Annotated in this window: 17 protein-coding genes and 3 pseudogenes; 7 read left to right on the top strand and 13 right to left on the bottom strand. The window is 63.4% G+C overall.

What is annotated here, in order from left to right; all coding sequences use genetic code 11:
* The first annotated feature begins 24 nt into the window (after positions 1-24).
* A complete protein-coding gene (locus IRI77_RS11640; RefSeq protein ID WP_194452227.1) occupies positions 25-1,047 on the top strand; it encodes a hypothetical protein in 1,023 nt (340 codons plus the stop codon).
* A 13-nt stretch (positions 1,048-1,060) separates the two neighbouring features.
* Entirely contained in the window at positions 1,061-2,452 is a 1,392-nt protein-coding gene (locus IRI77_RS11635; protein WP_194452226.1) for an ROK family protein, read from the top strand.
* A 58-nt stretch (positions 2,453-2,510) separates the two neighbouring features.
* Here the strand turns inward: IRI77_RS11635 and IRI77_RS11630 are convergent, their stop codons facing one another.
* Positions 2,511-3,191: a helix-turn-helix transcriptional regulator gene (locus tag IRI77_RS11630; protein WP_194452225.1), complete on the bottom strand. Its 681-nt coding sequence runs from the start codon at positions 3,189-3,191 to the stop codon at positions 2,511-2,513.
* Between the two features lie 8 nt (positions 3,192-3,199).
* A complete protein-coding gene (locus IRI77_RS11625) occupies positions 3,200-3,574 on the bottom strand; it encodes a VOC family protein (protein WP_194452224.1) in 375 nt (124 codons plus the stop codon).
* A gap of 99 nt (positions 3,575-3,673) precedes the next feature.
* On the opposite strand from IRI77_RS11625, the gene IRI77_RS11620 reads away from it, so the two are divergent.
* Complete coding sequence (locus IRI77_RS11620; protein WP_228486693.1) at positions 3,674-4,318, top strand: class I SAM-dependent methyltransferase; 645 nt, start codon at positions 3,674-3,676, stop codon at positions 4,316-4,318.
* 6 nt (positions 4,319-4,324) lie between these two features.
* Here the strand turns inward: IRI77_RS11620 and IRI77_RS11615 are convergent, their stop codons facing one another.
* The gene (locus IRI77_RS11615; protein ID WP_194452223.1) at positions 4,325-4,768 is read right to left on the bottom strand and encodes a DUF5990 family protein; all 444 of its coding nucleotides are present in this window, start codon (positions 4,766-4,768) and stop codon (positions 4,325-4,327) included.
* A gap of 41 nt (positions 4,769-4,809) precedes the next feature.
* On the bottom strand, positions 4,810-10,758 hold the full coding sequence (locus IRI77_RS11610; RefSeq protein WP_194452222.1) for an Ig-like domain-containing protein: 5,949 nt from the start codon (positions 10,756-10,758) through the stop codon (positions 4,810-4,812).
* A gap of 303 nt (positions 10,759-11,061) precedes the next feature.
* Here IRI77_RS11610 and IRI77_RS37990 point away from each other — a divergent pair.
* Positions 11,062-11,952 (top strand): annotated as a pseudogene (locus IRI77_RS37990) (IS4 family transposase); the annotation flags it as partial.
* A gap of 40 nt (positions 11,953-11,992) precedes the next feature.
* On the opposite strand, the gene IRI77_RS11605 reads toward IRI77_RS37990, so the two are convergent.
* The 3 genes and pseudogenes from IRI77_RS11605 to IRI77_RS38620 form a co-directional block, all read right to left on the bottom strand.
* Complete coding sequence (locus IRI77_RS11605; RefSeq protein ID WP_194448469.1) at positions 11,993-14,047, bottom strand: recombinase family protein; 2,055 nt, start codon at positions 14,045-14,047, stop codon at positions 11,993-11,995.
* On the bottom strand, positions 14,040-14,207 hold the full coding sequence (locus tag IRI77_RS11600; RefSeq protein ID WP_194448468.1) for a hypothetical protein: 168 nt from the start codon (positions 14,205-14,207) through the stop codon (positions 14,040-14,042). The genes IRI77_RS11605 and IRI77_RS11600 overlap by 8 nt, the downstream gene beginning before the upstream one ends.
* A gap of 85 nt (positions 14,208-14,292) precedes the next feature.
* Positions 14,293-14,469: pseudogene (locus tag IRI77_RS38620) on the bottom strand (DUF5372 family protein); the annotation flags it as partial.
* A 38-nt stretch (positions 14,470-14,507) separates the two neighbouring features.
* Between IRI77_RS38620 and IRI77_RS38615 the strand changes: the two are divergent.
* Positions 14,508-14,786, top strand: a pseudogene (locus IRI77_RS38615) (IS4 family transposase); the annotation flags it as partial.
* A gap of 213 nt (positions 14,787-14,999) precedes the next feature.
* On the opposite strand, the gene IRI77_RS11590 reads toward IRI77_RS38615, so the two are convergent.
* The 4 genes from IRI77_RS11590 to IRI77_RS11575 form a co-directional block, all read right to left on the bottom strand.
* Complete coding sequence (locus IRI77_RS11590; protein ID WP_194452220.1) at positions 15,000-15,821, bottom strand: SRPBCC family protein; 822 nt, start codon at positions 15,819-15,821, stop codon at positions 15,000-15,002.
* Positions 15,822-15,883: 62 nt separating this feature from the next.
* Positions 15,884-16,486 (bottom strand): ArsR/SmtB family transcription factor, encoded by a 603-nt coding sequence (locus IRI77_RS11585; protein ID WP_194452219.1) that lies wholly within the window; start codon positions 16,484-16,486, stop codon positions 15,884-15,886.
* Positions 16,487-16,517: 31 nt separating this feature from the next.
* Positions 16,518-17,162, bottom strand: a complete 645-nt coding sequence (locus IRI77_RS11580) for a hypothetical protein (protein WP_194452218.1) — start codon at positions 17,160-17,162, stop codon at positions 16,518-16,520.
* A 66-nt stretch (positions 17,163-17,228) separates the two neighbouring features.
* The gene (locus IRI77_RS11575; protein WP_194452217.1) at positions 17,229-17,801 is read right to left on the bottom strand and encodes an NADPH-dependent FMN reductase; all 573 of its coding nucleotides are present in this window, start codon (positions 17,799-17,801) and stop codon (positions 17,229-17,231) included.
* A gap of 50 nt (positions 17,802-17,851) precedes the next feature.
* Between IRI77_RS11575 and soxR the strand changes: the two genes are divergently transcribed.
* Positions 17,852-18,292, top strand: coding sequence for a redox-sensitive transcriptional activator SoxR (soxR, locus tag IRI77_RS11570; RefSeq protein WP_194452216.1), 441 nt, complete (start codon positions 17,852-17,854; stop codon positions 18,290-18,292).
* Positions 18,293-18,360: 68 nt separating this feature from the next.
* Entirely contained in the window at positions 18,361-18,927 is a 567-nt protein-coding gene (locus IRI77_RS11565; RefSeq protein ID WP_194452215.1) for a J domain-containing protein, read from the top strand.
* A 3-nt stretch (positions 18,928-18,930) separates the two neighbouring features.
* On the opposite strand, the gene IRI77_RS11560 is transcribed toward IRI77_RS11565, so the two are convergent.
* Positions 18,931-19,830: a formylglycine-generating enzyme family protein gene (locus IRI77_RS11560; protein WP_194452214.1), complete on the bottom strand. Its 900-nt coding sequence runs from the start codon at positions 19,828-19,830 to the stop codon at positions 18,931-18,933.
* A 2-nt stretch (positions 19,831-19,832) separates the two neighbouring features.
* On the bottom strand, positions 19,833-20,669 hold the full coding sequence (locus IRI77_RS11555; RefSeq protein WP_194452213.1) for an alpha/beta hydrolase: 837 nt from the start codon (positions 20,667-20,669) through the stop codon (positions 19,833-19,835).
* Positions 20,670-20,870 lie beyond the last annotated feature (201 nt).

The raw sequence follows: 20,870 nt of genomic DNA, 5'->3' as shown, positions 1-20,870 counted from the left end.
TCAACCCAAGGGAGAAATGGATCTGTGAATGCTCGCTGCTACCCCGCGTCCCTGCAAGTGAACGGGGGGCCGATTTTCCACAACGGTGTCTGGTCTGGATTTGTGGCTTTCGACACACCCGGCCTGACACTCGAACAAGTCAAGACAGTCGCGGAATACTACTACAGCCTGGGCTACGGCTACGTCTGTCCCACCCTGGTGACCGCGAGCGCTGAAGCGTACCAGACCAACTTGCCGGTGCTGCGCGCGGCGCGTGATTTCGAATGGGGTCAGGGGATCCTGCCGCCTCACCTGGAAGGGCCGTTCCTTGCGCCGGAGTGTATGGGCGCTCACAATCTGGCGCTGCGCCAGGACCCGACGGTAGAGTTTGCCGCCAAGCTCCTCGAGTGGTCCGGCGGCTTCATCGGCTGGCTCACCATGGCCTCGGAGCGCCCCGGCGCGCCCGAAGTCATCCGCTATCTGGCCGATCACGGCGTCAGCGTGAGCCTGGGCCACCAGAATCCGGGTGTCGAACACATTCAGGCCGGGCTCGCGGCCGGCGCCACCGGCTTTACGCACGTGCTGAACGCCGCCACCCGCGACAAGTTCGGCGCCAAGGATCTGCGCATAGTCGCCCAGTTTACAGACCGCCGCGCCTGGTCCATGATCATCCCCGACGCCATCCATGTGCCGGAGTACGCCGTCCAGTTGATGAGCCAGGCCAAGGGACCCGACAAGGTCATCTTCGTGGCCGATGAAAGCCCCCTCATCGGCTCGCCCGTGCCCTCGACGGCGGAATTCTGGGGCCGCACGTTCGAAGTGCGGCGGGACGAAGCGGGCCGCGTCCGCTCCTACGATCTCAGTGGTTCCTGCACCTCTCTGATTGAGTGCATGAACCTTGCCCTCGGCTGGGGCATCCCGCGCGACACAGTCGAGCGCGCCGTCACCACCAATGCGGCGGCGTTCCTCCGGCCCGCGCTCGATCGATTGGGCATCCGTCTGGACGAAGCTCCAACGCACTGCCCCGGCGTAGTCTTCGAGGACGGCGCCTACATACCTGCTCAATAGTTTGGAGGAGTGAATGGAACTCATCGTTCCGGAAGTGAAACCGGTTCTGGATGCGGAATTCCGTCCGGCCGCCCTGGCTTGGCGCGCCTTTGCGAACCGCATCGCCGGCCAGTCCCTGCCCATCCGCATCGCCGTCGAACAGGGCAACGGCTCTACCTATGTCTTCGAGCGTGCCATCGACCGCGATACCAGCAGCGCCGCCACCGCCGTAAACCTGCGCTTCCTGGAGCGGGAATTGAAGTTCCTGCTTTGGGCCGTGGGCGGCTGCCGCATCCACCTCGATGCGCCGGAATTGCTCGTAGGGCTGCTGCGCGATTACATCTACCGCTACTCGCCCAACCGGCTGTTTGATGTCGACATCATGGGGCCGCTCATCTACGGCAAGCCTTTTGAAATCCTGCATGCCTCCGGCAGCGCGTTCCCCAAGGCCTCGCATGTCACGCTGCCTCTCGGCCGCCACCAAGGCGGCTGCCGCGTAGCCATCGACAAGGGCGCCTCCGACATTAAGGCGTACGCCGAGATGGACGGCCAGAAGACCTTTGCCTCCGAGTTCAAGTGGGACCCCAAGCCGCAGAGCGATCCGGCCTACCACTACGAACACATCCTCCATGCTTTGCGCGCCGCGGCGGCCACCTTGCCACGCGTCGATGCCATCGGCGTGAGTTCCGCCGGCGTCTACGTCGACAACGAAGCCCGTGTCGCCTCCCTGTTCCGCGGCGTGCCGCGCGACAAGTTCCAGAGCGACATTGTGCCGCTGTACCACCGCATTAAGAAGGAGTTTGGCGGCATCCCCGTGGTCGTGGCCAACGACGGATCCGTCTCTGCCCTGGCCGGGTCAATGTCGCTCAACCGCAATCGAGTGCTCGGCGTGGCCTTCGGCAGCAGCCTGGCGGCCGGCTATGTCGACGGCACCGGCAACATCACCACGTGGCTCGACGAACTCGCGTTCGTGCCCGTGGATATGAATCCGCTGGCGCCGGCCGACGAATGGTCCGGCGATCGCGGCTGTGGCGTGCAATACCTTTCCCAGCAGGCTGTGAACCGCCTCCTCGGTCCGGCCGGCATCGACGTCCCCGCCGATATGGGCGTGCCGGAGCGGTTGGAGCATGTCCAGGCCCTCATGAAGAAGGGCGATCCGCGTCCGCCCAAGATCTACCAGACCGTGGGCGCCTACTTCGGCTACGCGTTGGCCCACTACGCCAACTACTACGACATCGGCACCGTGCTGGTCATGGGCCGCGTCACCACGGGCGAGGGTGGCGACATCATCCTCCAGGTCGCGAACGAGGTGCTGGCGCGGGAGTTCCCGCATCTCAGCATCGACGTCCGCCTCCCCGATGAAGCCAGCCGGCGCGTGGGCCAGGCCGCCGCGGCCGCCTCGCTGCCCCAGATCGGCGCCGCGTAACCCGTCTTCCAACACAGGTGCGGCCTCTGCCCAATACGGCGGTGGCCGCATCGCCCTTTCACTCCGCTCGAACACACTTCAAGTAGTCCGCCAGGGTCTTCCCCTCTTCCTCCTCAAACGTCGCGCCCGTCGGCCGGCACCCGTTCATTCGATCCAGCCGGAAGCTGCGGAAGTCGTTCCTCAACTCGCACCACGCGGCCAGCGTCCAGGTCGACCCCCAGAAATGCAGTGCCAGCGGCCGCACCGGCCGCAGAGTGGCGGAGCCGCTGTTGTCCGTGTACCGCAGTTCCAGAATCGAACGGTTGTCCACCGCGATCCGAAGCGTCTCGATGAGGTCGTCAATGCTCCGGTGCGCGTGGACCGCCGGGGCGTAGATCTGCGGCTTGTCGATCTCCGCGCGGCGTCCTTTCGGCAGGGCGAGCACCACCTTGTCCAGCGCGGGAATCACAGCCGAACGCAGGCCCGGACCGCCGAACGCCCGCACCATCCGCAGGCCCACCACTACGGCTTCCAACTCCTCGGGCGTGAACATGAGAGCGGTCAGCTCAAACGAAGGATCAATGCAGTAGCCGACTCCGGCCTCCCCTTTGACGGGAATCCCGGAGAGCGAGATGTCGCGGATATCGCGGTAGACCGTGCGCTCCGAAACACCCAGAAACTCCGCCAGGTGCGCGGCGGTAGTCAACCGCCGCGCCCGCAGGTGCTGGACAATCTGGAAGAGCCGGTCGGCGCGTCGCACAGACACTATTATCCGCGTGCCGAGTGCAGGCCCACGCGATTGCCCTCCGAGTCGATGATGTGCGCGTAAGCCCCCATGCCGGGCGGCAGGGCGGTCTTGGGCAGCGTGATCTCCCCTCCGGCCGCCGGAACCCGGCTCAGCGCCGCATCCAGCGATTCACCCGCGTTCACATACAGCACGGCTCCATCGCGGGAAGGCGCGTAGCCGGGACCCTGCACCACGCAGCCGCCGGTCGCGTGCTCGCGGTCGCACGGGAAGATGGCGAGGTTCGTCCCGTCCATGGTGTCGTCTTTGAACTGGATCCCCAGGACATGTTCATAGAACGCCTTGGCGCGCTTCAGGTCCAGGGCGGGAATCTCAAACCAGGTGATTGGTTGCGTCATGGGTCTAGAATGCGGCAGTGCTCCTGACAGCGTGGTGTCAGGAGTGTTTGCCGGCCGCTCACTTGAACGGCCTCACCCCGCCCGTGTCATTCTCGATTCATGACCGTTGCGCCGCGTCCCATGTCCAGCCTGCCCGAGCAGTTTGGGCAGATCGATATCTACCTCTTCGACCAGTTGCTGCGCGGCCGCATCCCCCCCGGCGACGTGATCTTCGACGCCGGCTGCGGCGGGGGCCGCAACATCTACTACCTGCTGCGGGCAGGCTATGAGGTCTTCGGCATGGACGCCGATGCGGCGGTGATCGAGAGCGTGCGCCGGTTGGCCGCGCATCTGGCGCCGCACCTGCCGCCCGAGAACTTCCGAGTGGGCGATCTGGAGCGCACAACCTGGCCCGCGGGCTTCGCCGACGTCGTCATCAGCAGCGCGGTGCTGCATTTCGCCCGCGAAGAGCAGCATTTTCGAGCCATGCTCCATGGCACCTGGCAGGCGCTGAAACCCGGCGGGATGCTGTTCTGCCGACTGGCATCCTCCATCGGGATGGAATCCGAAGTCCGATCCCTGGGCGGCCGCCGATTCCTCCTGCCCGACGGCTCGGAGCGATTTCTGGTCGACGAGCCGATGCTGGTTCAACTCACCGCCGAGCTGGGCGGGCAGTTGCTGGATCCCATCAAGACGACGGTGGTCCAGAACCAGCGCTGCATGACCACCTGGGTGGTGCGGAAGAACGGCGCCGGCCCGGGCTGAGTTGGCTCATTTCAGAACCGGCACCCAACCTAGGAACGTCTTCACCGAACCGCAGGCGGGCTCACCGTCGCGGGCGGTGCCGGCAATCCTGGTTTCCAGCACGGTAGCCGGATTGGCCGCGCAGCGGTCCAGCGCGACCTTCGTGAAGCCGCGCAACGGGACCTTCAGGCGGCGGCTCCACACGGAGTCCCGCTGTCCGGCGTAGGTTCCGATGTCCAGGTAGAGAAAGCGCGCCCCGGGCGGACCTTGGACGATCGGGCCGGTGAAGTCGGGCTCGGCCCCCGTGGGTACTGGCTTCAGCCCAACGGTGAAATCGAACACGAGATCCCCGCCGATCGAGCGCTGTTTTGCGATGGTTTCATACGCGCCGCCGCGGCCCTTCTGTATCCCGTAATCCACACCCGGCGGCGGGTTCAGCAGCACAATCCGCAAATTCAAACTCTGGTCCATGGTAGGCCCAACGTAGCATGGCAAGCGCCTTCGCCGTCAGCCTACCGCGCGGGCCGGAAGGCGCCGCGCCCCGCGAGACCGCGCGTGCGCTGAAACTCCAGTCGCCGCCGCGGTGCCGATTCGATCCCCTCCAGCTCCAGGTCCAGGTTGCCTTCGCTGGAGGCAGGGACCAGCCGCAGGCTCTGCCGGTCCGAGCCGGTCCAGATGTGAAATGGCGCGCTGGAACCATCGGTCCGGCGGAGGCGGATCCGCTGGCGGTCGAACGTGACCGGATTCACCGGCTGGTTGAACCGCACCACGATGCCGTCGTCGTCGCGGACCACGGACTCCGTGGCCAGCCGGCCGCGATCTGCGTGTTCCTCAATGGTGACGGCTGCTGCCTGGTCCTGCCCGGCGGTGACCTGATAAGTCTCGCCCGGGATCAGCGTTTGTTCCGGAATGAGGCGCAGCCAGTCGGGTCCGCCCTGCTCCACCCGGACCGGCACGGCCTGTTGATTGTGGCGCAGCGAGATCGCCGCCGTGGCGACCGTCACCGGTTGGCTGAACTTCAGGTCAACTGCCTCGCTGGAGGCAAAGTACGACACCAGGGCCGCCGGCTGGTCGGGCGACTCGGTTTGGAAGACAGACGAGAACGCGGAAGCGTACCAGCCATTGCGGTCGTGAGCCGTAGCATCCACCGCGACTTCGATTTGCGTGCCTGGCAGAAACGGCAAGTCGGGTGTGAATTGAAACAGGCGCGCTGTTTCGTCGTTCTCGACATGGCCCGCGAGCAGGGTGCCCGAATCGGCCACAAACAAAGACTGCACAACGGAGGCCGGGTCCATGGCGTGGTTAAACTCCACCACCACAGGTGTCGACGGGGACACATTCTGGGCCCAGTTCGCGGGGGTGACTTTCCTGACGGAAGGCCGGGCGGATTCATCCGCGGTCATGGTGCGGAAGGTGACGGGTCCGCCCTTGACGGGATTCCCGGCCATGTCTTTCAACTGCGAGCTCAACACCAGGGTGATCTGATTGTCCGCGGGCAGATTGATGTCCGCGGCCAGTGTCCGTCCGTCCTCCCCCGTAGAGAATGGCGCGTTGATCCCGGTTGAGCCGGCGATCAGGCTAATGGGAGGGACGCCGGTCGGCGTGATGACCGGCCGGGTGAAGCGCACCACCACATGCGTGGTCAGTGCAGGGACCAGACTGTCGTTCGCCGGGAAGGTGGCCTCCAGTTCAGAGCCCGGCGCATTGACGGCGTCACCGGTGGTGAAGAACAGGAAGTCGCTCAGCGCCATCCCGCTCGAATATGGGCCCAAGTACTTGCCGACCATCACCCTGCGCTGGGGCGGGAAGCCGAAGGTTGGCTGGAAGGTTGCGGTAGCTCCTTCCACGCTCCAGGAGCCAGCCACGCGGTAGCCGTTTGCTTCCACAATCCCGGCGTTGCTGACCCATGCCGGGTTCGCGGGGGCGGCGAAGTTCAGAACCACCTTGGAGTCGACTGGGACGCCGGTGGCATTCTGGGCCGGCGTCGAGGACGTGATTCGAGGATAGGCAGCGTACGCTCCGCCCGGTTGGACTGTGAAGGTGGAGGAGTAATCCGGCAACATCCGCCCATCCATGCCAGTGATGCCCTTGAGTTCCATGGTGTAGACGGAGCCCGGACTCAAGGGGCGGGCCGGTGTAAGGAGGAACATCTTGCCAGACTGATAGACGATCTTGCCAGGCACCGGCTGATCGCCAAGCAGCAGCCGGAAGTTGGCGTCGCCCAGCGGAAGGTCGACCGGGCCATCGAAGTAGGCTTGTACGACCACATCCGGTGCGACAGAGGTGCTGCCATTCGGCGGATTCACAGCCCGGAGAGCGGGCAGGGGCCCGCTCTCACCGATATAGAACGAGGTTGCGGAAAGCCCGGAACCGGAGACTACGGCCGGCCCTCCGGCCAGGTCTGTCAGCCCGGAAACCCCCAGCCGGTAGGACTTCGCGGGCGCCAGCGGAATTTCGGGTCGAACTACTACAGTCCTGTCGTCATCCTCGAGGCTGAGGTTGGCAGCTAGGGGGAAGCCTTCCGCGGTATAGAGGGAAACATGGTTCTGATCTAGCAGAACTGGGTTGATTCTCTCGTTGAAACGGATCCGAGGCGTCGTGTCCGCGGGCACCGTGGAGCCGTCCACGGGGAAGAACCGGTAGGTCGGACTGGTCAGGTCGAGGTCGGCGCCCATGCGGAAAGACCATGCGTACTCATCCGCCACCGCCGAGCCGTCGGCCGAGGTGACGTTGGCGAGACGAACCTCGCACAGCGCTCCCGCCCTGGGCAGGCGTTGCGGCACCAGCGTTACCGTCTGTCCGTCTCGTTCAATTTGAAGCGATGTGCGGATCGCGACGCCATCCTCGGTTAGGGTCGAGGTGGCCTGGGCGAGCAGCACACGCCGGTCGAACTTCACCTGGATTCTGGCATTGAGAGGTACTCCCTCCAAGCCATTGCGGGGCGTCGAAGACACCGGCGCGGGCGCGCCGCCTGGCCGCGCATGTCCAAAGCCGTCGCTGGTAGTGAAGGCATTGGCGGAAGAGTCGGAAATGGAATTTTCGGCGATGTCCTGGAGGTTCGAGATCCAGAGGTAATAGCTGGTCCCCATGGAGCGGGGCTTGTCCGGCGTAAGGGTGAACGAGCGGCGGTCCTCGCTGAAGCCGAGAGTCCCGGAGAGCGGAGAGACCGTTCGGAGTGCTGAGTCGGCCGCGATTTGTTTGTTGAAGGCCATTGAGATGACGCTATCCGGGGCGCCACCGCCCACCGGCGGTTCCACTCGCAGGATGTCGAGGCGTGTGGTGTCCACGGCGGGGTCCGTTGTGAACGTCCAGCTTTGCGGAGGTATTGTGCGGCCGGCCTGGTCTTCCACGCCGCTCACCGTGACCGTGTATTCAGTGTTCTCCTTCAGGAAGGTTGAGGGAGACACCCGGATGCCCTGATCGCCGGCCCGAAGACTCTGCACGGGCACATCGCTGCCGCCCTCGCTCAGCTTGACTGCAGTCTGAATGGACAAACTGCTCACGGGTGTCGAGAACACCACACTCAGCGTCGCATTCAAGGGAACGCCCTCTGGTTGGGCCACTGGCGTACCGCCGAAGAGATGCGGATCAGCGGAGGAAGCTGACGGCAGAGCCGTGATAAAGCTGCTCCAGTTGATCCCGCCGGCCGTGAATCTCGTGACATAAAAGCCATTCGGCTTCATCGGGCTGCCAGGCCGAAGCCGGATGATGCCCGGGCGGAGTCGCGACGCCGTACAGGGACTGGGCGTGGGCGCACTCCCTTCGCTCCAGGTGCACAAGGCCGACGCCAGCAACTCATCCGTTACGTCCTGCGCCGGTTGCAAGTCCACTACTCCATCGGTAGGCAGGCTCGGGAATGAGCCGGTCAGGCTCGAAGCCACCGCGCCGCCTGGTGGAGCCTCCTGCACGTATCTTTGGAACGAGGTGCCGCCCCACTCTGCGTATATCTTGGCGCCGGCAGGGTACGGAGTGTCGGACAGGAAGGTGACTCCGCGCGAATCCGCGGTCCACTCGAACCGCCCGTTCACGAACTGGCCGTCGGCCGTGATCAATGCACTGTTTTCCACGGAGGCATGATCAGCCGGCGCGTCAAATACCAGCCCCAGGCTGGTGGTGGTGCTCACCACCCCGCTGGGGCTGTAGGGACGAATCTGCACCACTTTGGCCGCTGGCTTGGGCTCGGGGCGCAACTGGATGGTGGTCCGAAACGGCACTACCGGCTGATAACTGAAGTCCTGGACGCCTTCCGTTACGAACAGTGTGACCAGGGATCCAGGTTCGGCGTTCAGTACCACCATCGCCAGGGTTGGCGTGACCAGTTGTACGCTAAGGACTCCGGCTCGCCGGCCCGTCGCCACGATATTGCTGGTCGTGGCCGTCGATCTGACGACGGGGTTCGAGAATGTCAGGAGCACCACGGGCTGGACCGAATCCACCATGCCGCCCTCCCCGGGCGAGACCCGAATCACCCGCGTCCTGTCCGGAACTGCCGGCGAGGCCGGCGCAATTGTGAACGTGGAGGCGAGCCGGAGTGGGGGAGATCCTGAGAGGTCGGACGCCCCGGTGCCATCCACGAAGTACTCTCCGGGTGGCAAGGGGGCGAGGGGCGTGAAGGTGATGTCCGAGCCCTGCACTTCCACCTTGCCAGGGGGTGGTGTGAATTCGCCTACACTGCCGCGGGAAATCAGGCTGAAGAAGGGACTCGCCGGTCCGACGGGACTGACGGCACGGTTGAATGTGACGCGGATCGGTGCGAGCGGATCGGTCACTATTGCCTTGTTCCCTGGGGTGACGGTCAACATGCGGAACGGGTCGGAAGGATTCGCCGCCCCGGTCGTGAACGTGGTGGAGACCGGAGGCACGGGGCCGCCCGTCAGGTCGGCCAGGCCACTGACCTCGAGATGATAGGTCGTGGACGGAGAGAGTGGGCTCTTCTGCCGGAACTGCAGCCCGGCTTGTCCGTTGGCCTTAACAAACGACCAGTCGCCGGCAACGGGACCCGCGTCGCTGCTCAGCCGGAGGCCATCCTGGGCGACGTTGACGTTGTCGAAATACTTGTCGAACCAGACCTCGATAAAAGCGGCAGTCGGCACTTCGCTGGAACCATCCGGCGGGGACACGGCGAGCACCCGGGCGGGCGTCGAATCCACGTCCCCGGTCATGGTGAATGAGGACGAAAAGCCCAGCTGAGTCTTCTGAAAGCGATCGAACGGGATCTGGATCGTGATTGCGTGAGTACCGGGCAGGAATGGCTGCTCCGGGATCAAGTAGATCGAGCGGCGGTCTTCTGAAAGCTTGTACCGCACCGGCACTGTCGAGGAGTTCGAATTCTCGCCCACCATGCCCAGCGCCAACGCCACGGCATCCAGAGGCCTGGTGAACGAAATCACGGGGGTCGCATTCAACGGCAGGACGTCCGCCTGGGTGCGCAGGTTGAGCGTGGTGGAATCGGGGAGCAACTGGGTTTGGAACCGGATGGTCTGGGCTGCCTCCATCGAGCCGCCATAAATATTGGTTACTCCCGAAATGCTCAGGGTATAGTCCTTATTGCTCGACAGCAGCAGAGTAGGCTGCAGTGCGATTGCCCGCTCCCCGACGCGTCGCACTTCCACCGGCAGGAGTGTGGTTCCGGCTTTCAGCTCGAAGTGTTCGGTTGGGGACTTTGGGGCGATGGGGCGGTCGAACACCAGGATCACGGTGGAGTTGGTGGGTACGGCGGTCTCTCCGTCGAACGGAGCCGATCCGGTCAACATGGGCCCGCCCTTCAGTGGCCTGGTAAACGTTGTAAACGTCACTGGCCCGCGCTTCGGCAGTGCCTGGCCTGTCCAATCCAGGATGGGTGTCTCCGGAAGGTAGATCCGGTAGGCACGCCCCAGCGCGAGTCCATACTGCGCATTTAGCTGGATCGTGGTGGCATCGTTCATCAAGGTGCCGGTCAAATCTATGCTGTAGCCGGATGTGAGGTCCCAGAGTTGAAACTTGGCATTCTGCACGGAGGCCGGATTCAGGACCTTGCTGAAGTGCAGCCTGAGCGGACGGGTGAGATGCGCCGCATCCTGCCCGTCGGCCGGTTCAGACGAGGCCAGCAGCGGCGCACTGAGATCCGGCGCCGCGCCGGTGGTGAACTTCGAGGCAAATGTCTGGCCGGTCAGAGTATTGGCGAGCCGGATTTCGTACGGGGTGTTTGCCTCGAATTGCGTGGCGGGCGTGTATACTGCCCACTGGTCGAAGTACTCCGTTTTTCCCGCCACAGCGGTGCCATTCCGCAACAACACCGCCTCGGTCCGCATCCCGTTGGAAAAGTTCAAAGGGATGACAATCCGAGCGTTGAGCGGCACATTGACAGAGCCATCCGCCGGGAAGAATCCGGCTACCATTGGCTCCGTCTGGCCGAATGCCGTCGTGGCCAGGAACAATAAGGCAAGATAAGTACGCAATAACCCGACGCGCGAGACGACCATGCACTTATCCTATTCCTTCCCTGGCGAAAAGGGGGGGGATTCGACTATCGGAATCTCCCCTTTCCGCGGCGCTAATGGCTGAGGAATAGAGCTGCGAAAGGTATGCGGATTATCCTGGCTCGATTGCGTGCCATTGCCGGGAAAATCACGGCGTGCGGAGCGCTACCGCCGCTCAGCCACTCCCGTGCAAATTAGCCCGCAGCCACCGGCATGAGGTGTAGCAGCACGGCGGAGCACTCGCTTTGATAGGTTGGCTCAGGTTTCCGCAAGAAACTGAAACCGACCGCAAAGGAGCCCTCCGCCATGATTCGAGTATCCAGCATCTTCAGCCAGATTTTGCACACCTTCCCCCGCCTCGAGTTCGCCGCCCTCGTCCGCGAGTTCAAGGCAGAACGCCACGCTCGCGGTTTCACCTGCTGGCAACAGTTCGTCGCCATGCTCTTCTGTCAGCTCGCCCACGCGCAGAGCCTGCGTGAAATCTGCGGCGGCCTGGCCGCACTGGAAGGCAAACTCCTCCACTTGGGCGTGACGAACTGCCCGAAAACCACCACTCTTTCCTATGCCAATGCGCATCGTCCATGGCAACTCTATGAGGCGATCTTCTATCAAACCCTTTCCCGCTGCCAAGCCGAAGTCGCTCATCGCACGCGGCACAAGTTCAGGTTCAAGCACAAGCTCCTGAGCCTCGACGCCAGCATGATCGAATTGTGCGCCGAGACCTTCGACTGGGCGCGTTACGGGCGAACCAAGGGTGCGCTCAAACTGCATCTGGTACTCGACCACGACGGCTGCCTGCCTTGTTTTGCCGTCGTCACCGAAGGCAAGCGGGCCGACGTGCGGGAGGCCCGGCAGATGGAGTTCGCCCCGGGCACGCTGGTCGTCTTCGACCGCGGTTACGCCGATTACAACTGGTGGCTGGCACTCACCAGAAGTCATGTGAGCTTCGTCACGCGGCTGAAGGACAGCGCCAGTTATGGGGTGGTCGAAAGCCGCCCGATACCGGCCGGGTCCGACGTTGTGCGAGATGAGGTGATTCTCCTCACCAGCCAGCAGGAGATCGGCCCGGAGGCTTGCCTGCGGCGCATTGAAGTTTGGGTGGAGGAGAAGCAGGCGACCCTGGTCTTCGTCACCAACAACCTGAAGCTGTCGGCCCGAACCATCGCCAGAATCTACAAGGAACGCTGGAAAATTGAGCTATTTTTCGAAAGCTCGACATGTTGCACTCCTTCGGATGTTAAGGAATTTCAAGGCTCATCTGCCCTGAAGTTTCCGTTGGTGGGGTTGTCGGCTCGTTTCGATCAGCCACCCATTGCTCCACGTCTACCCGCCGTAGAATCCACGGGGCATTTGGACAGATCTGCGTGGCCTTCAGCCGTTTCAGCCGGATCAGCCGTAGGACAGTGGTTTGTGTGACGCCGAGAATGTCTGCCGTTTCGCTGACCGATACTTCGCCGCGGCTCTGCCGCTCTCCCTCGCGGTAGACCTCAATTTTGTGATTGCAGCGCAACGAGCAGACATGTCGTGCCGTCCAGGTCTTACCGTGCGCCGTCGGCTTTCGGTTGCGGTTGAGTAGCGCCGCGATCCGGGCGTCCGGTTCGATCCTTGCCAATGCGCGGACCGTTTCCACTACCTCGTCGTCGGTCACATACCTGTGCCGACCGGCGCGAATCTTGGAGAACTCCGTCTGCGTATGATCGCCGCCTTGCCAATGCAGGACAAAGCGAATCGTCTCTCCCTCGCTGGTAACGACGATCTCCTTTAGCGCAATTCGAAGGAGCCGCTTCTTATGCTCCGGCGAAGTGAGCGCATCGTCCCACAGCGAGGGGAGATCTCGTGCAAAGTCCAGCAGTTTTCGTTTCTGCTCGTCGGTGAGGGGGCTCTCTCGGCGTTGCTGTAGGGCCGCAAGTTCTGCCTCCACCCGCGCTTCCTCAGCCAACGCCAGATTCCAACGCCGTTCGAGTTCCGCCGCCACAAGGCGGTTCGCCGGATCAACCGCATCGTATTGGCGCCGGGCACGCGTCACATCGTAGCGTGCCTGCTCCAATGCCAGGGCTTTCTGCCTGACCCGCTCGTCGCTTCCTCCCTGTAGCGACTCCATTGCCTCTATGGCCGCTTCGGTGCCGAGCGGCGCAAGGCATCCTAGCAGTTGCTCCGACACCAGACGGTCGGCGCGCAGACCGCCGAACATGACACAACAGGGATGATCGCGATTGAGAACATACCCCGAACATTGGTAGCGAATCACGCCAGGCCGCGGAGACTGTGCGAGCAGCTTGGCGCCGCAATGGCCGCAACGCAGCAGTCCCGCAAGAATCGCTCCACCTTGCCGTACTGATCCTCGCACCGACGCGCTTTTCGCATTTTCGTTGTCGGCAATCACCGCCTGATTGCTCCGATAGGCATCCCAGTCAATGTAACCCTCGTGATGCTCCGTGATCAATACAGCCCAGTCTTCTTGCCGGGGTTGTTTGCTCCGGCAGACCCGCTTCTGGCCGTCCTCCAACCGTACTGTCGTTTTGCTTTGCCCATAGGTGTACGCTCCGGCGTAGACAGGGTTCTTCAGTATGCTGTGCACCGCGTGGTATCGAGCCGGCTGCCAGACTACTTCTCGCGAAGTCTCCGGCCCGCGAGCAACGGGCATCTGAATCTGGTTTCGGTCCAACCAGAAGAAGACCTGCCTCGCACTGCCCAACTCGGTGAACTTGCGGAAGATCAATTCCACCGTGGAGGCGATCCTGACGTCGGGATCTTTCTCGATCTGATCGTCGGTGCCTTTGACATACCCAATTGGGACGCGCCGTACCAAAGCGCCACGCTCGGCCTTCTGCCGCAAGGCTGATTGCGCGCGCTCCCGAAACGTCGCGATTTCCATTTCGCTGATCGTGCCCTTCATCCCCAACAACAATCGATCGTTGGTAAGCCTGGGGTCGTATGTGGTATCAGCATCGATCAACAGCGCTCCGACGATGCTGCAGAATTCGAGCAAGGTGTGCCAGTCCCGGCCGTTACGCGCGAGTCGCGACGCCTCAACGCTGAACACCGCGCCCACTTGCCCATTGCAGAGAGCACGAAGCAGGCGCTCAAATCCAGGACGGCGTGTGCCCGCCCCTGAGATGCCGAGATCTTCGTCGATAACGTCGACGTCCTGCCAGCCCAAGCCGCGCGCGCGGTCGGCGAGAGAATACTGCAGGCGCTGGCTCTCGAGGTTGTGCCGCACCTGGTCGGGTGTGGACTGGCGAATGTATATGCAGGCTCGCCGGGCCAGGTGATCGGCGGTGATTTTACTCATCGCCTTTTTCCTCCTCGCGGAGCGCCTTGGCCAGCGCCCGTAGCCAGTGCACCACAGCTTGGCGTAGTTGTTCCTGCACTTCCGGCGGAAGGCGAACGCCCAAAGCTGGCGGCTGTTCTTCGAAGAGTTGGCGTTGGCGGCTTGCCCAATTCTGCAGCATCGTGATCCTCCTCGAGCACATTGTGCACACGAGAGGACAAACAGGCCTCGGTGACGCGCAGCATCTCGAGCATAGTCCGAATTGGCAGACGCCCGGCAGAGACGATCCGTGGGCTGGCTGACTCAGGCTGCGTCATCCAGGCTGCCACCGCGAGCGGCCTGCCATCGAGGCGGCGAACGACGAAGTGGACCTCGTCGAGAAACTCGTACTTCCTGACTACTGGTAGGCTTTGCCCTCGGAGGGGATGAAAGCCATAGTGGATCGTAACCTCCTCAGGGCGCTGTTGATGGGCATTATGTGGTTGAGTTGTTCAAGGCGCTGAAGCAGGGACTGAAGGTGAAAACCTTTGTTGGCACCAGCGAGAATGCCGTACAGATCCAGATCTGGACGGCGCTGATCGCGATACTGATCCTGAAGTACCTGCAGCTGAAAAGCACCTTCGGTTGGAGCCTGTCCAATCTGATCGCCTTGCTACGGCAGCAGCTATTCGTGCACCGCGACCTTTGGACGTGGCTGAATGACCCATTCCAAGCTCCGCCGTCTCTGGTGCTGGCCGAGCAGTTGCCCCTCGGCCTATAAATTGGACAGCACAACGCGGTGAGAACCAGAAAGTCGTAGGAATGCCGGTGAACGTGGGCTCGAATTTGGACAGCAGGAGGAGCCCACCCCAGTAACACCTCGCAGCAGTGGCACGGCAACCAGGATTCCGTCAGGAAGCCAAAGCTATTGCTATGTTCAATGCCTGCAATGTGGGAGGAGGGCCGGAGAGGCTAATTTGCACAGCAGTGCCGCTCAGCACATCGGGCTGCCGCCGGGTGGTGGAAAGAGGCCTGCCAGCCACTGCTGCCAGCGTGGTTCGTTGGCCGCCGCCTGGGCCGGTGAAGCCTCGCCGTAGAGGTACATGCTCAGGCAAACGACGACCATGCCGCCCATCGGCATGGTGAAGAGGTGGGCGATGCCCGGCGCGGGCTGATCCAGCCGCAGCAGCACCTGGTGCGGATGCCCTCCGCCCGCGGTCTCTTCCAGGATGCCCGCCAGCGCGGGAGCTTCCGGCGGCGCGGTGCGACGGTCTCCGGGCGCCGCGTCCGTGAGGCCCAGACCGCCCGCTACCTTGGTCCACACCGCATCGGCCGGTTCCTGGGCCATGCCCATGGCGCGGAACATCGAGCCATGCTGACCGCGGAAGTAGGTCATGTACAGCTTCAGAATGCGGAAGAACGCCGGCCAGCCGGACTCGACGCTGTTGAGCTGGTTGTCCCAATCATCGTCGTCGGCAAACAGGCTATGTACGACCCGGACGATGCAGGTCCCGCCGGCCTTTGCCTCTACCGTCCATTCCGTGGCGAGCGACGGGGCGTTCGGACCCAGGTCGCCGCTCTCGGCGGCGAAGCGGTGCATCGGCTCCCAGGCCGTCACGGTGGCGACCGAATCCATGCCGGGCCCGAAGTGGGTGGTCACCGTGGCTCCCACTTCTCCACCGCCCTCGCACGGGACAAACCAGGAGGCCACTCCGGGCCCCGTGGCAATCGCCGCCCAGACCTCTTCGACTGATCCTGGAACTTCTACTTCCGCCTGCACATAGCGGCGTCCGGTGGAATCTTTCTTCACGCTCATGTTGGCTCCTGTCGGGGGGATTCTACATCTGGAACAACTGAATCTGGATCTGGGCGGGGGTGTCAGGATGGCTTTGACGCGGGCTGTTCCGCGGGTAGCGGGTGGGCCAGGATCAGCACCCTGTGCGGGCGTGCGCCAGGGGAGACCGGGTCGTGATAGCGAGCGGCCAAGCCCGCGACAAAGGTGGTCAGTTCCCGGGTGAAATCAGCGCGGTCGCTGGCCGATTTGAAGTGGATCTCGGTGTCCACCGAGAGGCTGGCGAGCCGCTTGTCTACCTCCTGGGACCGGCGGAGGAGGTTGCTGACTTCGCGAATCGCCCGGGCGGCGAGGGCGATGAGGTAAGAGGCGGAGAGCCGGTCGGCCGATTTGGCCGGATCCGCCGCCACCGGGCCCATCGCCGCGGGTGAAACCACATAGCTGGCAGCCGTAGCCACCATGCGCCGTTCCGTCAACCCGCCCCACTGCCGTTTATCGGCGACCTCGATCAGGTTGTGTGCTTCCAGCGCGTGCAGGTGGTAGTTGATCTTCTGGCGGGCAATGCCCATGCGGTGGGCCAAGGTGGCGGCGGAGGCCGGTTCGGCCAATTCGGCCAAAAGGCGGCTGCGCACCGGGCCCAGGGCCACGGCGGCGGCAGCCGGATCGTCGATGACAGCCACGTCGAGCATGAGGACATTGAAGCATTGACAATTTTCTTTGTCAATACCCAGGTTCAGTCGCCCAAGCGGCCGCATCCGACCGTAGTTTTCGCACGTATGTCTCTGCTGAACGGCGGATATCCGCGCCATCGTGGAACAGCCAAAGGCGGGTCGCGAGGTAGTCGATGCGGAACTCGCGGCCGGCTCCTGCGACGCCCTGCGGATTCTGCTCGAAGATGTCCAGCATGAGCGCGTGGAGAATCTCGTGGACACAGGTATTCACGGACACCAGCGGGATCAGGTGCCCGTGCGCCCGATAGAGCGAGATCATGCAGAGGTGCCGGCCGCGGTAGCGCAGCGTGACGCCGCTCAAGGATCGGCCGCTGTCCCACTCCATGGGAATGGTGCCGGTCAGCACGACATTCAGGGTGGCCGGATCCAGGCCCGATACCACGGGCGGGCGGCCCGGAGGGCGCAACACCTCGCCCGTCCGATTCCTGCATTCCAGGCGGATGCCACCGGCCGCGAACTCCTGCACGGCTTGCGGCCACAAGCTCGACCAGAAGTGCCGCACCACCTCCGGGGTCAGTTTGGCCTTGCTGTCCATCACCAGGGAGACCGGTACGACGACCGGCCCCGCCGCCGCGGCCAGAACCGCGGGAGCCAGGCTGCAAAAAGCCCGGCGGGTGATGCGCCCCAGTTCCATGAGCTGACTTAGTGTACTATTTAACTAGTACACTAATCAAGTGGAATCTGAGGGGCCCGCGGCAGTCTATGCCGCGTATGGCTGCTTCGACTTTGCGTCCCGCAGCGCCTTGCCCCACCAGACCAACTGATTCAGCATCTTTGTGGCGGAGCGATTGGATCGATCGGCGTTTTTGAGCTGGCCGTCCGGTTCGAAATGCGTCCAGACCCCCGCGAAGCTGACGCTATCCCGCACGGTCATTGCGTGCATTTCGGCGAAGATCTGGCGCAGTTGTTCCACGGCCCTGAGTCCTCCGGAGACGCCGCCGTAGGAAACGAAGCCAATGGGTTTGGCATGCCACTCCTGGGAGTGCCAGTCGATGAGCGTCTTGAGCGGGGCAGGGAAGCTGTGGTTGTACTCCGGAGTGATCACAACGAAGGCGTCAGCCCTCGAGAGCCGTGGGGAGACCGCTGCGACGGCCTCGCTGCGCTGATCCGAAAGGACATCGGGCAGCCGGGCCTTGGCCAGGTCAATCACATCGACCGTGAGGTCCTCGCGTTTGGCGGCCTGGGCTGCAAACCACTGGGCGATGGTCGGAGCGAAGCGTCCCTGGCGGGTGCTGCCCACCACGATGGCGAGGTGAAGCGGATTCTCTGGCATGTGTGCCCAGCGTAGAAGTTCAAGTACACTTTAAGTCAAGAGGAAAATGGATGCTGACGATCGGCGATCTGGCGAAGCGGAGCGGTGTGGCTGCCTCAGCGCTGCGCTACTACGAAGACCTCGGATTGATCCAATCGGAGCGAAACAAATCCGGTCACCGCCGGTATCTGCAGGCCACGCTGCGCCGCGTCGCGTTCATCGTGTTTGCCCAGAAGGTGGGCCTGACGTTGGGCGAAGTGGGCCGGGAGTTGGAGAAGCTGCCGAACAATCGTGTGCCGGAGCGTGCGGATTGGGCCCAACTTTCCGGAACCTGGACGGCGCGGATCGACGACCGCATCGCTGAGTTGCAGAAACTCCGGGCCGGGATGTCCCAGTGCATCGGCTGCGGGTGCCTTTCGTTCGACCACTGCCGGTTCGCCAACCCCGGCGATCGTGCGGGCACGCGAGGCCCCGGCCCTCGTTATTGGGTGGAGCCGGCCAGGACCTCGTAACCCCTGGCGGGGCGTTTGCCCCACCGGCCCCATGTAGTCTCTGGTCAAAGTGTCCGATAGGACTAGTAATGAGCACGCCTACGCCGACAAGATTTCAGGACCACTACTTGGTGCTGGGTGTCCAGCGGAAGTCAACGGCTGAAGAAGTCTTCCAGTCCTACAGCAAGCTGGCGGCAAAGTACCACCCTTCGAATCGGGAGACGAGGGACCAGGAGAAGTTCAACGCCGTCACCTCGGCCTACGAGGTTCTGTCGGATCCGGTGCGGCGCAAGGAGTTCGAAGCGAGCCTGCCGCAAGGGCAGGTGCTGGACAACCCTGAGTTCAATAGCGACGATTTCTTCCGGGCGATCCTGGGAGAAAACGCGCGGCGGATGGCCATTCTTTGCCTGCTCTATGACCGTAGGCGGCTCCGGCCGGCTGTGCCTGGCGTTTCGGTCCGTGAGATCGAACGCACGGCGGCCATCACCACAGACGAGATGTTCTTCTGCATCTGGTACCTGAAACAGCGCAACCTCATCATCTCCGACGACAAGAGCAACATCCAGATCACGGTCGATGGCATGGATTACCTGGAGACCCACACGCCGACGCCGGAGACGATTCTTCCGCTCCTTCACTTGTCGAAGAAAGCCTGACGGTTACGGCTCGCGGACTGCGCGAAAGCCGATCATGCGGTGGGCCTGAAATGACGGCCATGCCGCCGAGCGGGCGTAGGAGTGTAGCTCCGGCGCTTCGATGAAAAACGACCCGCCCCTGACCACGCGGTAAGCGCCATTCGCCGGCCCCTGCGGGTTCCTGCGCGGTGATTCCGAGTAATAGGTGCGGCCGTACCAGTCGCTGCACCACTCCATCACATTGCCTGCCATATCCAGCGCTCCGTATGGCGAAGCATTGCTCTGTGTTTTCAGCCCGCCGCGCTGGCTGCCGTCGTAGAAGCCCGCGATCTGGACGGTGTCGTACTTCTGGGCGCCGACATAGTTGGCCCGGTCGCGACCGATGTCATTGCCCCATGGGTAGCGGGTCTGGCGGTTTCCACGGGCAGCCTTCTCCCATTCGGCCTCGGTGGGCAGGCGGTATTTGTGACCGGTCTTCGCAGTGAGCCAATTACAGTATGCAGTGGCTGAGTCCCAGTTGACGCCAATGACCGGGTAGGCGCCGCTGTCTGGAGTACCGCCGCCGTGATTCTGCGCCTGCGTCCAGAAGGGCACCTGATCCCTGGGCACAACCACGCCGCCCGGCCAGTACTTGGGGTCATCATAGCCGGGGTCGTCGCGGAAGCGGGTCCATTGCGCGTTGGTCACCTCCAGCTTGCCGATGTAATAGGCTTCCAGGAAGACCGTATGGACCGGGCGTTCGCGCGCCTCACCGTCACCGAAGTTGTCACCCATGGAAAAGTTGCCGGCAGGAACCAGCACGAAGTCGCCGTAACCGTCGTTGACCGTGGCGGGTGGCGCGACGCCGGGACTCGCCGTCGAGCTGGACAGCAAGGCCGCACCAGCCGCTGCAAACAGCCCACTGAGGATGAGGATCCTCCGCATGCTCAATGAACCTCCTGTTCAAAGCCGCCCTGTTTCAGGAAATGGCGCAGGGTATCCATCCACAGGGAGAATTCAGGACTTCGGTAGGCGGCGCCAAAGCCGTGACGGCCTTTCTGGTATAGGTGCAACTCGGCGACGGCGCCGGCTTTGTTGAGATCGATGAAGAGTTGGGCGGAGGCGTCGGCTGCCATGCGGTCGGCTGCGGCGGCGGTGAGATAGGTGGGCGGGAAGTCCTTCAGTTGCTCGCCCGGAGTCGCGCGGCCGGGTCCGTAGACCAGCACCAGGAAGTCGGGCCTGGTGCCCTGGCGGGCATTCGGGTCCGGGTCCTGGGGCATGCCGGGACCGGCGGAGGCGGCCATGATCCGGCCTAACATGGAACCGGCGGAGAAGCCGGCGAAGCCGATCCGGTGCGGGTCGAGTTTCCATTCCGCGGCGCGCGCCCGGATGATCTGCACGGCCCGATGCGCGTCGGCGATGCGCGCGGCGTCATTGTAGCGGGGCGACAGCCGGTAAGTCAGCACGAACGCCGCGTAGCCCCACTCATTGAAGCGCTCAGCGATCTCCATCCCTTCGGCTCCGTACATCAGCATGATGTTGGCGCCGCCCGGAGCGACGACGACCGCCGCGCCGTTGCCCTTGCCGGGCGGGGGGAGAAAGACGGTGAGCAGCGGCTTGTCGAGCGGGCCGGTGCCGAGGGCGAGCGGGACTTTCCCGTCCTCCCAGAGCGGGATGTTGAAGTTGTCGGCCCAGCGGCCGGCGGGTGGCTTCAAATCCGCGGCGGAGGCGCAGAGGGCGGCCGTGGCGGCGGCAAAGATCCTGACAAAACGGTGCAAGCGCATAGTGGGCATCCCCAGGACCGGAGCTCCATTGGACCGTTTGCGGTTTGGAGTCCTGTCTGGATAGGGGTATCACCTTGTCCAGCCGGCCGCAAGCCGCGGTTTATATTCCTGCCGCCGGTGGGCCAAATCAGTAACGGTGGAGACGCGGCGCAGTAAATACAAATAATTCGCGAAACCGATCAACACTTTTATCCGTCACGG

Source organism: Paludibaculum fermentans (assembly GCF_015277775.1).
Lineage (GTDB): Bacteria > Acidobacteriota > Terriglobia > Bryobacterales > Bryobacteraceae > Paludibaculum > Paludibaculum fermentans.
Note: the sequence above shows the minus strand (reverse complement) of the source record. Positions and strands in the feature narration are given on the sequence as shown.

Coding starts and splice junctions, on each gene's coding strand:
- IRI77_RS11635 (WP_194452226.1), top strand. CDS start 1,061: ATGGAACTCATCGTTCCGGAAGTGAAACCGGTTCTGGATGCGGAATTC.
- IRI77_RS11625 (WP_194452224.1), bottom strand. CDS start 3,574: ATGACGCAACCAATCACCTGGTTTGAGATTCCCGCCCTGGACCTGAAG.
- IRI77_RS11620 (WP_228486693.1), top strand. CDS start 3,674: ATGACCGTTGCGCCGCGTCCCATGTCCAGCCTGCCCGAGCAGTTTGGG.
- IRI77_RS11615 (WP_194452223.1), bottom strand. CDS start 4,768: ATGGACCAGAGTTTGAATTTGCGGATTGTGCTGCTGAACCCGCCGCCG.
- IRI77_RS11610 (WP_194452222.1), bottom strand. CDS start 10,758: ATGGTCGTCTCGCGCGTCGGGTTATTGCGTACTTATCTTGCCTTATTG.
- IRI77_RS11605 (WP_194448469.1), bottom strand. CDS start 14,047: ATGAGTAAAATCACCGCCGATCACCTGGCCCGGCGAGCCTGCATATAC.
- IRI77_RS11600 (WP_194448468.1), bottom strand. CDS start 14,207: ATGCTGCAGAATTGGGCAAGCCGCCAACGCCAACTCTTCGAAGAACAG.
- IRI77_RS11590 (WP_194452220.1), bottom strand. CDS start 15,821: ATGAGCGTGAAGAAAGATTCCACCGGACGCCGCTATGTGCAGGCGGAA.
- IRI77_RS11585 (WP_194452219.1), bottom strand. CDS start 16,486: ATGCTCGACGTGGCTGTCATCGACGATCCGGCTGCCGCCGCCGTGGCC.
- IRI77_RS11580 (WP_194452218.1), bottom strand. CDS start 17,162: ATGGAACTGGGGCGCATCACCCGCCGGGCTTTTTGCAGCCTGGCTCCC.
- IRI77_RS11575 (WP_194452217.1), bottom strand. CDS start 17,801: ATGCCAGAGAATCCGCTTCACCTCGCCATCGTGGTGGGCAGCACCCGC.
- soxR (WP_194452216.1), top strand. CDS start 17,852: ATGCTGACGATCGGCGATCTGGCGAAGCGGAGCGGTGTGGCTGCCTCA.
- IRI77_RS11565 (WP_194452215.1), top strand. CDS start 18,361: ATGAGCACGCCTACGCCGACAAGATTTCAGGACCACTACTTGGTGCTG.
- IRI77_RS11560 (WP_194452214.1), bottom strand. CDS start 19,830: ATGCGGAGGATCCTCATCCTCAGTGGGCTGTTTGCAGCGGCTGGTGCG.
- IRI77_RS11555 (WP_194452213.1), bottom strand. CDS start 20,669: ATGCGCTTGCACCGTTTTGTCAGGATCTTTGCCGCCGCCACGGCCGCC.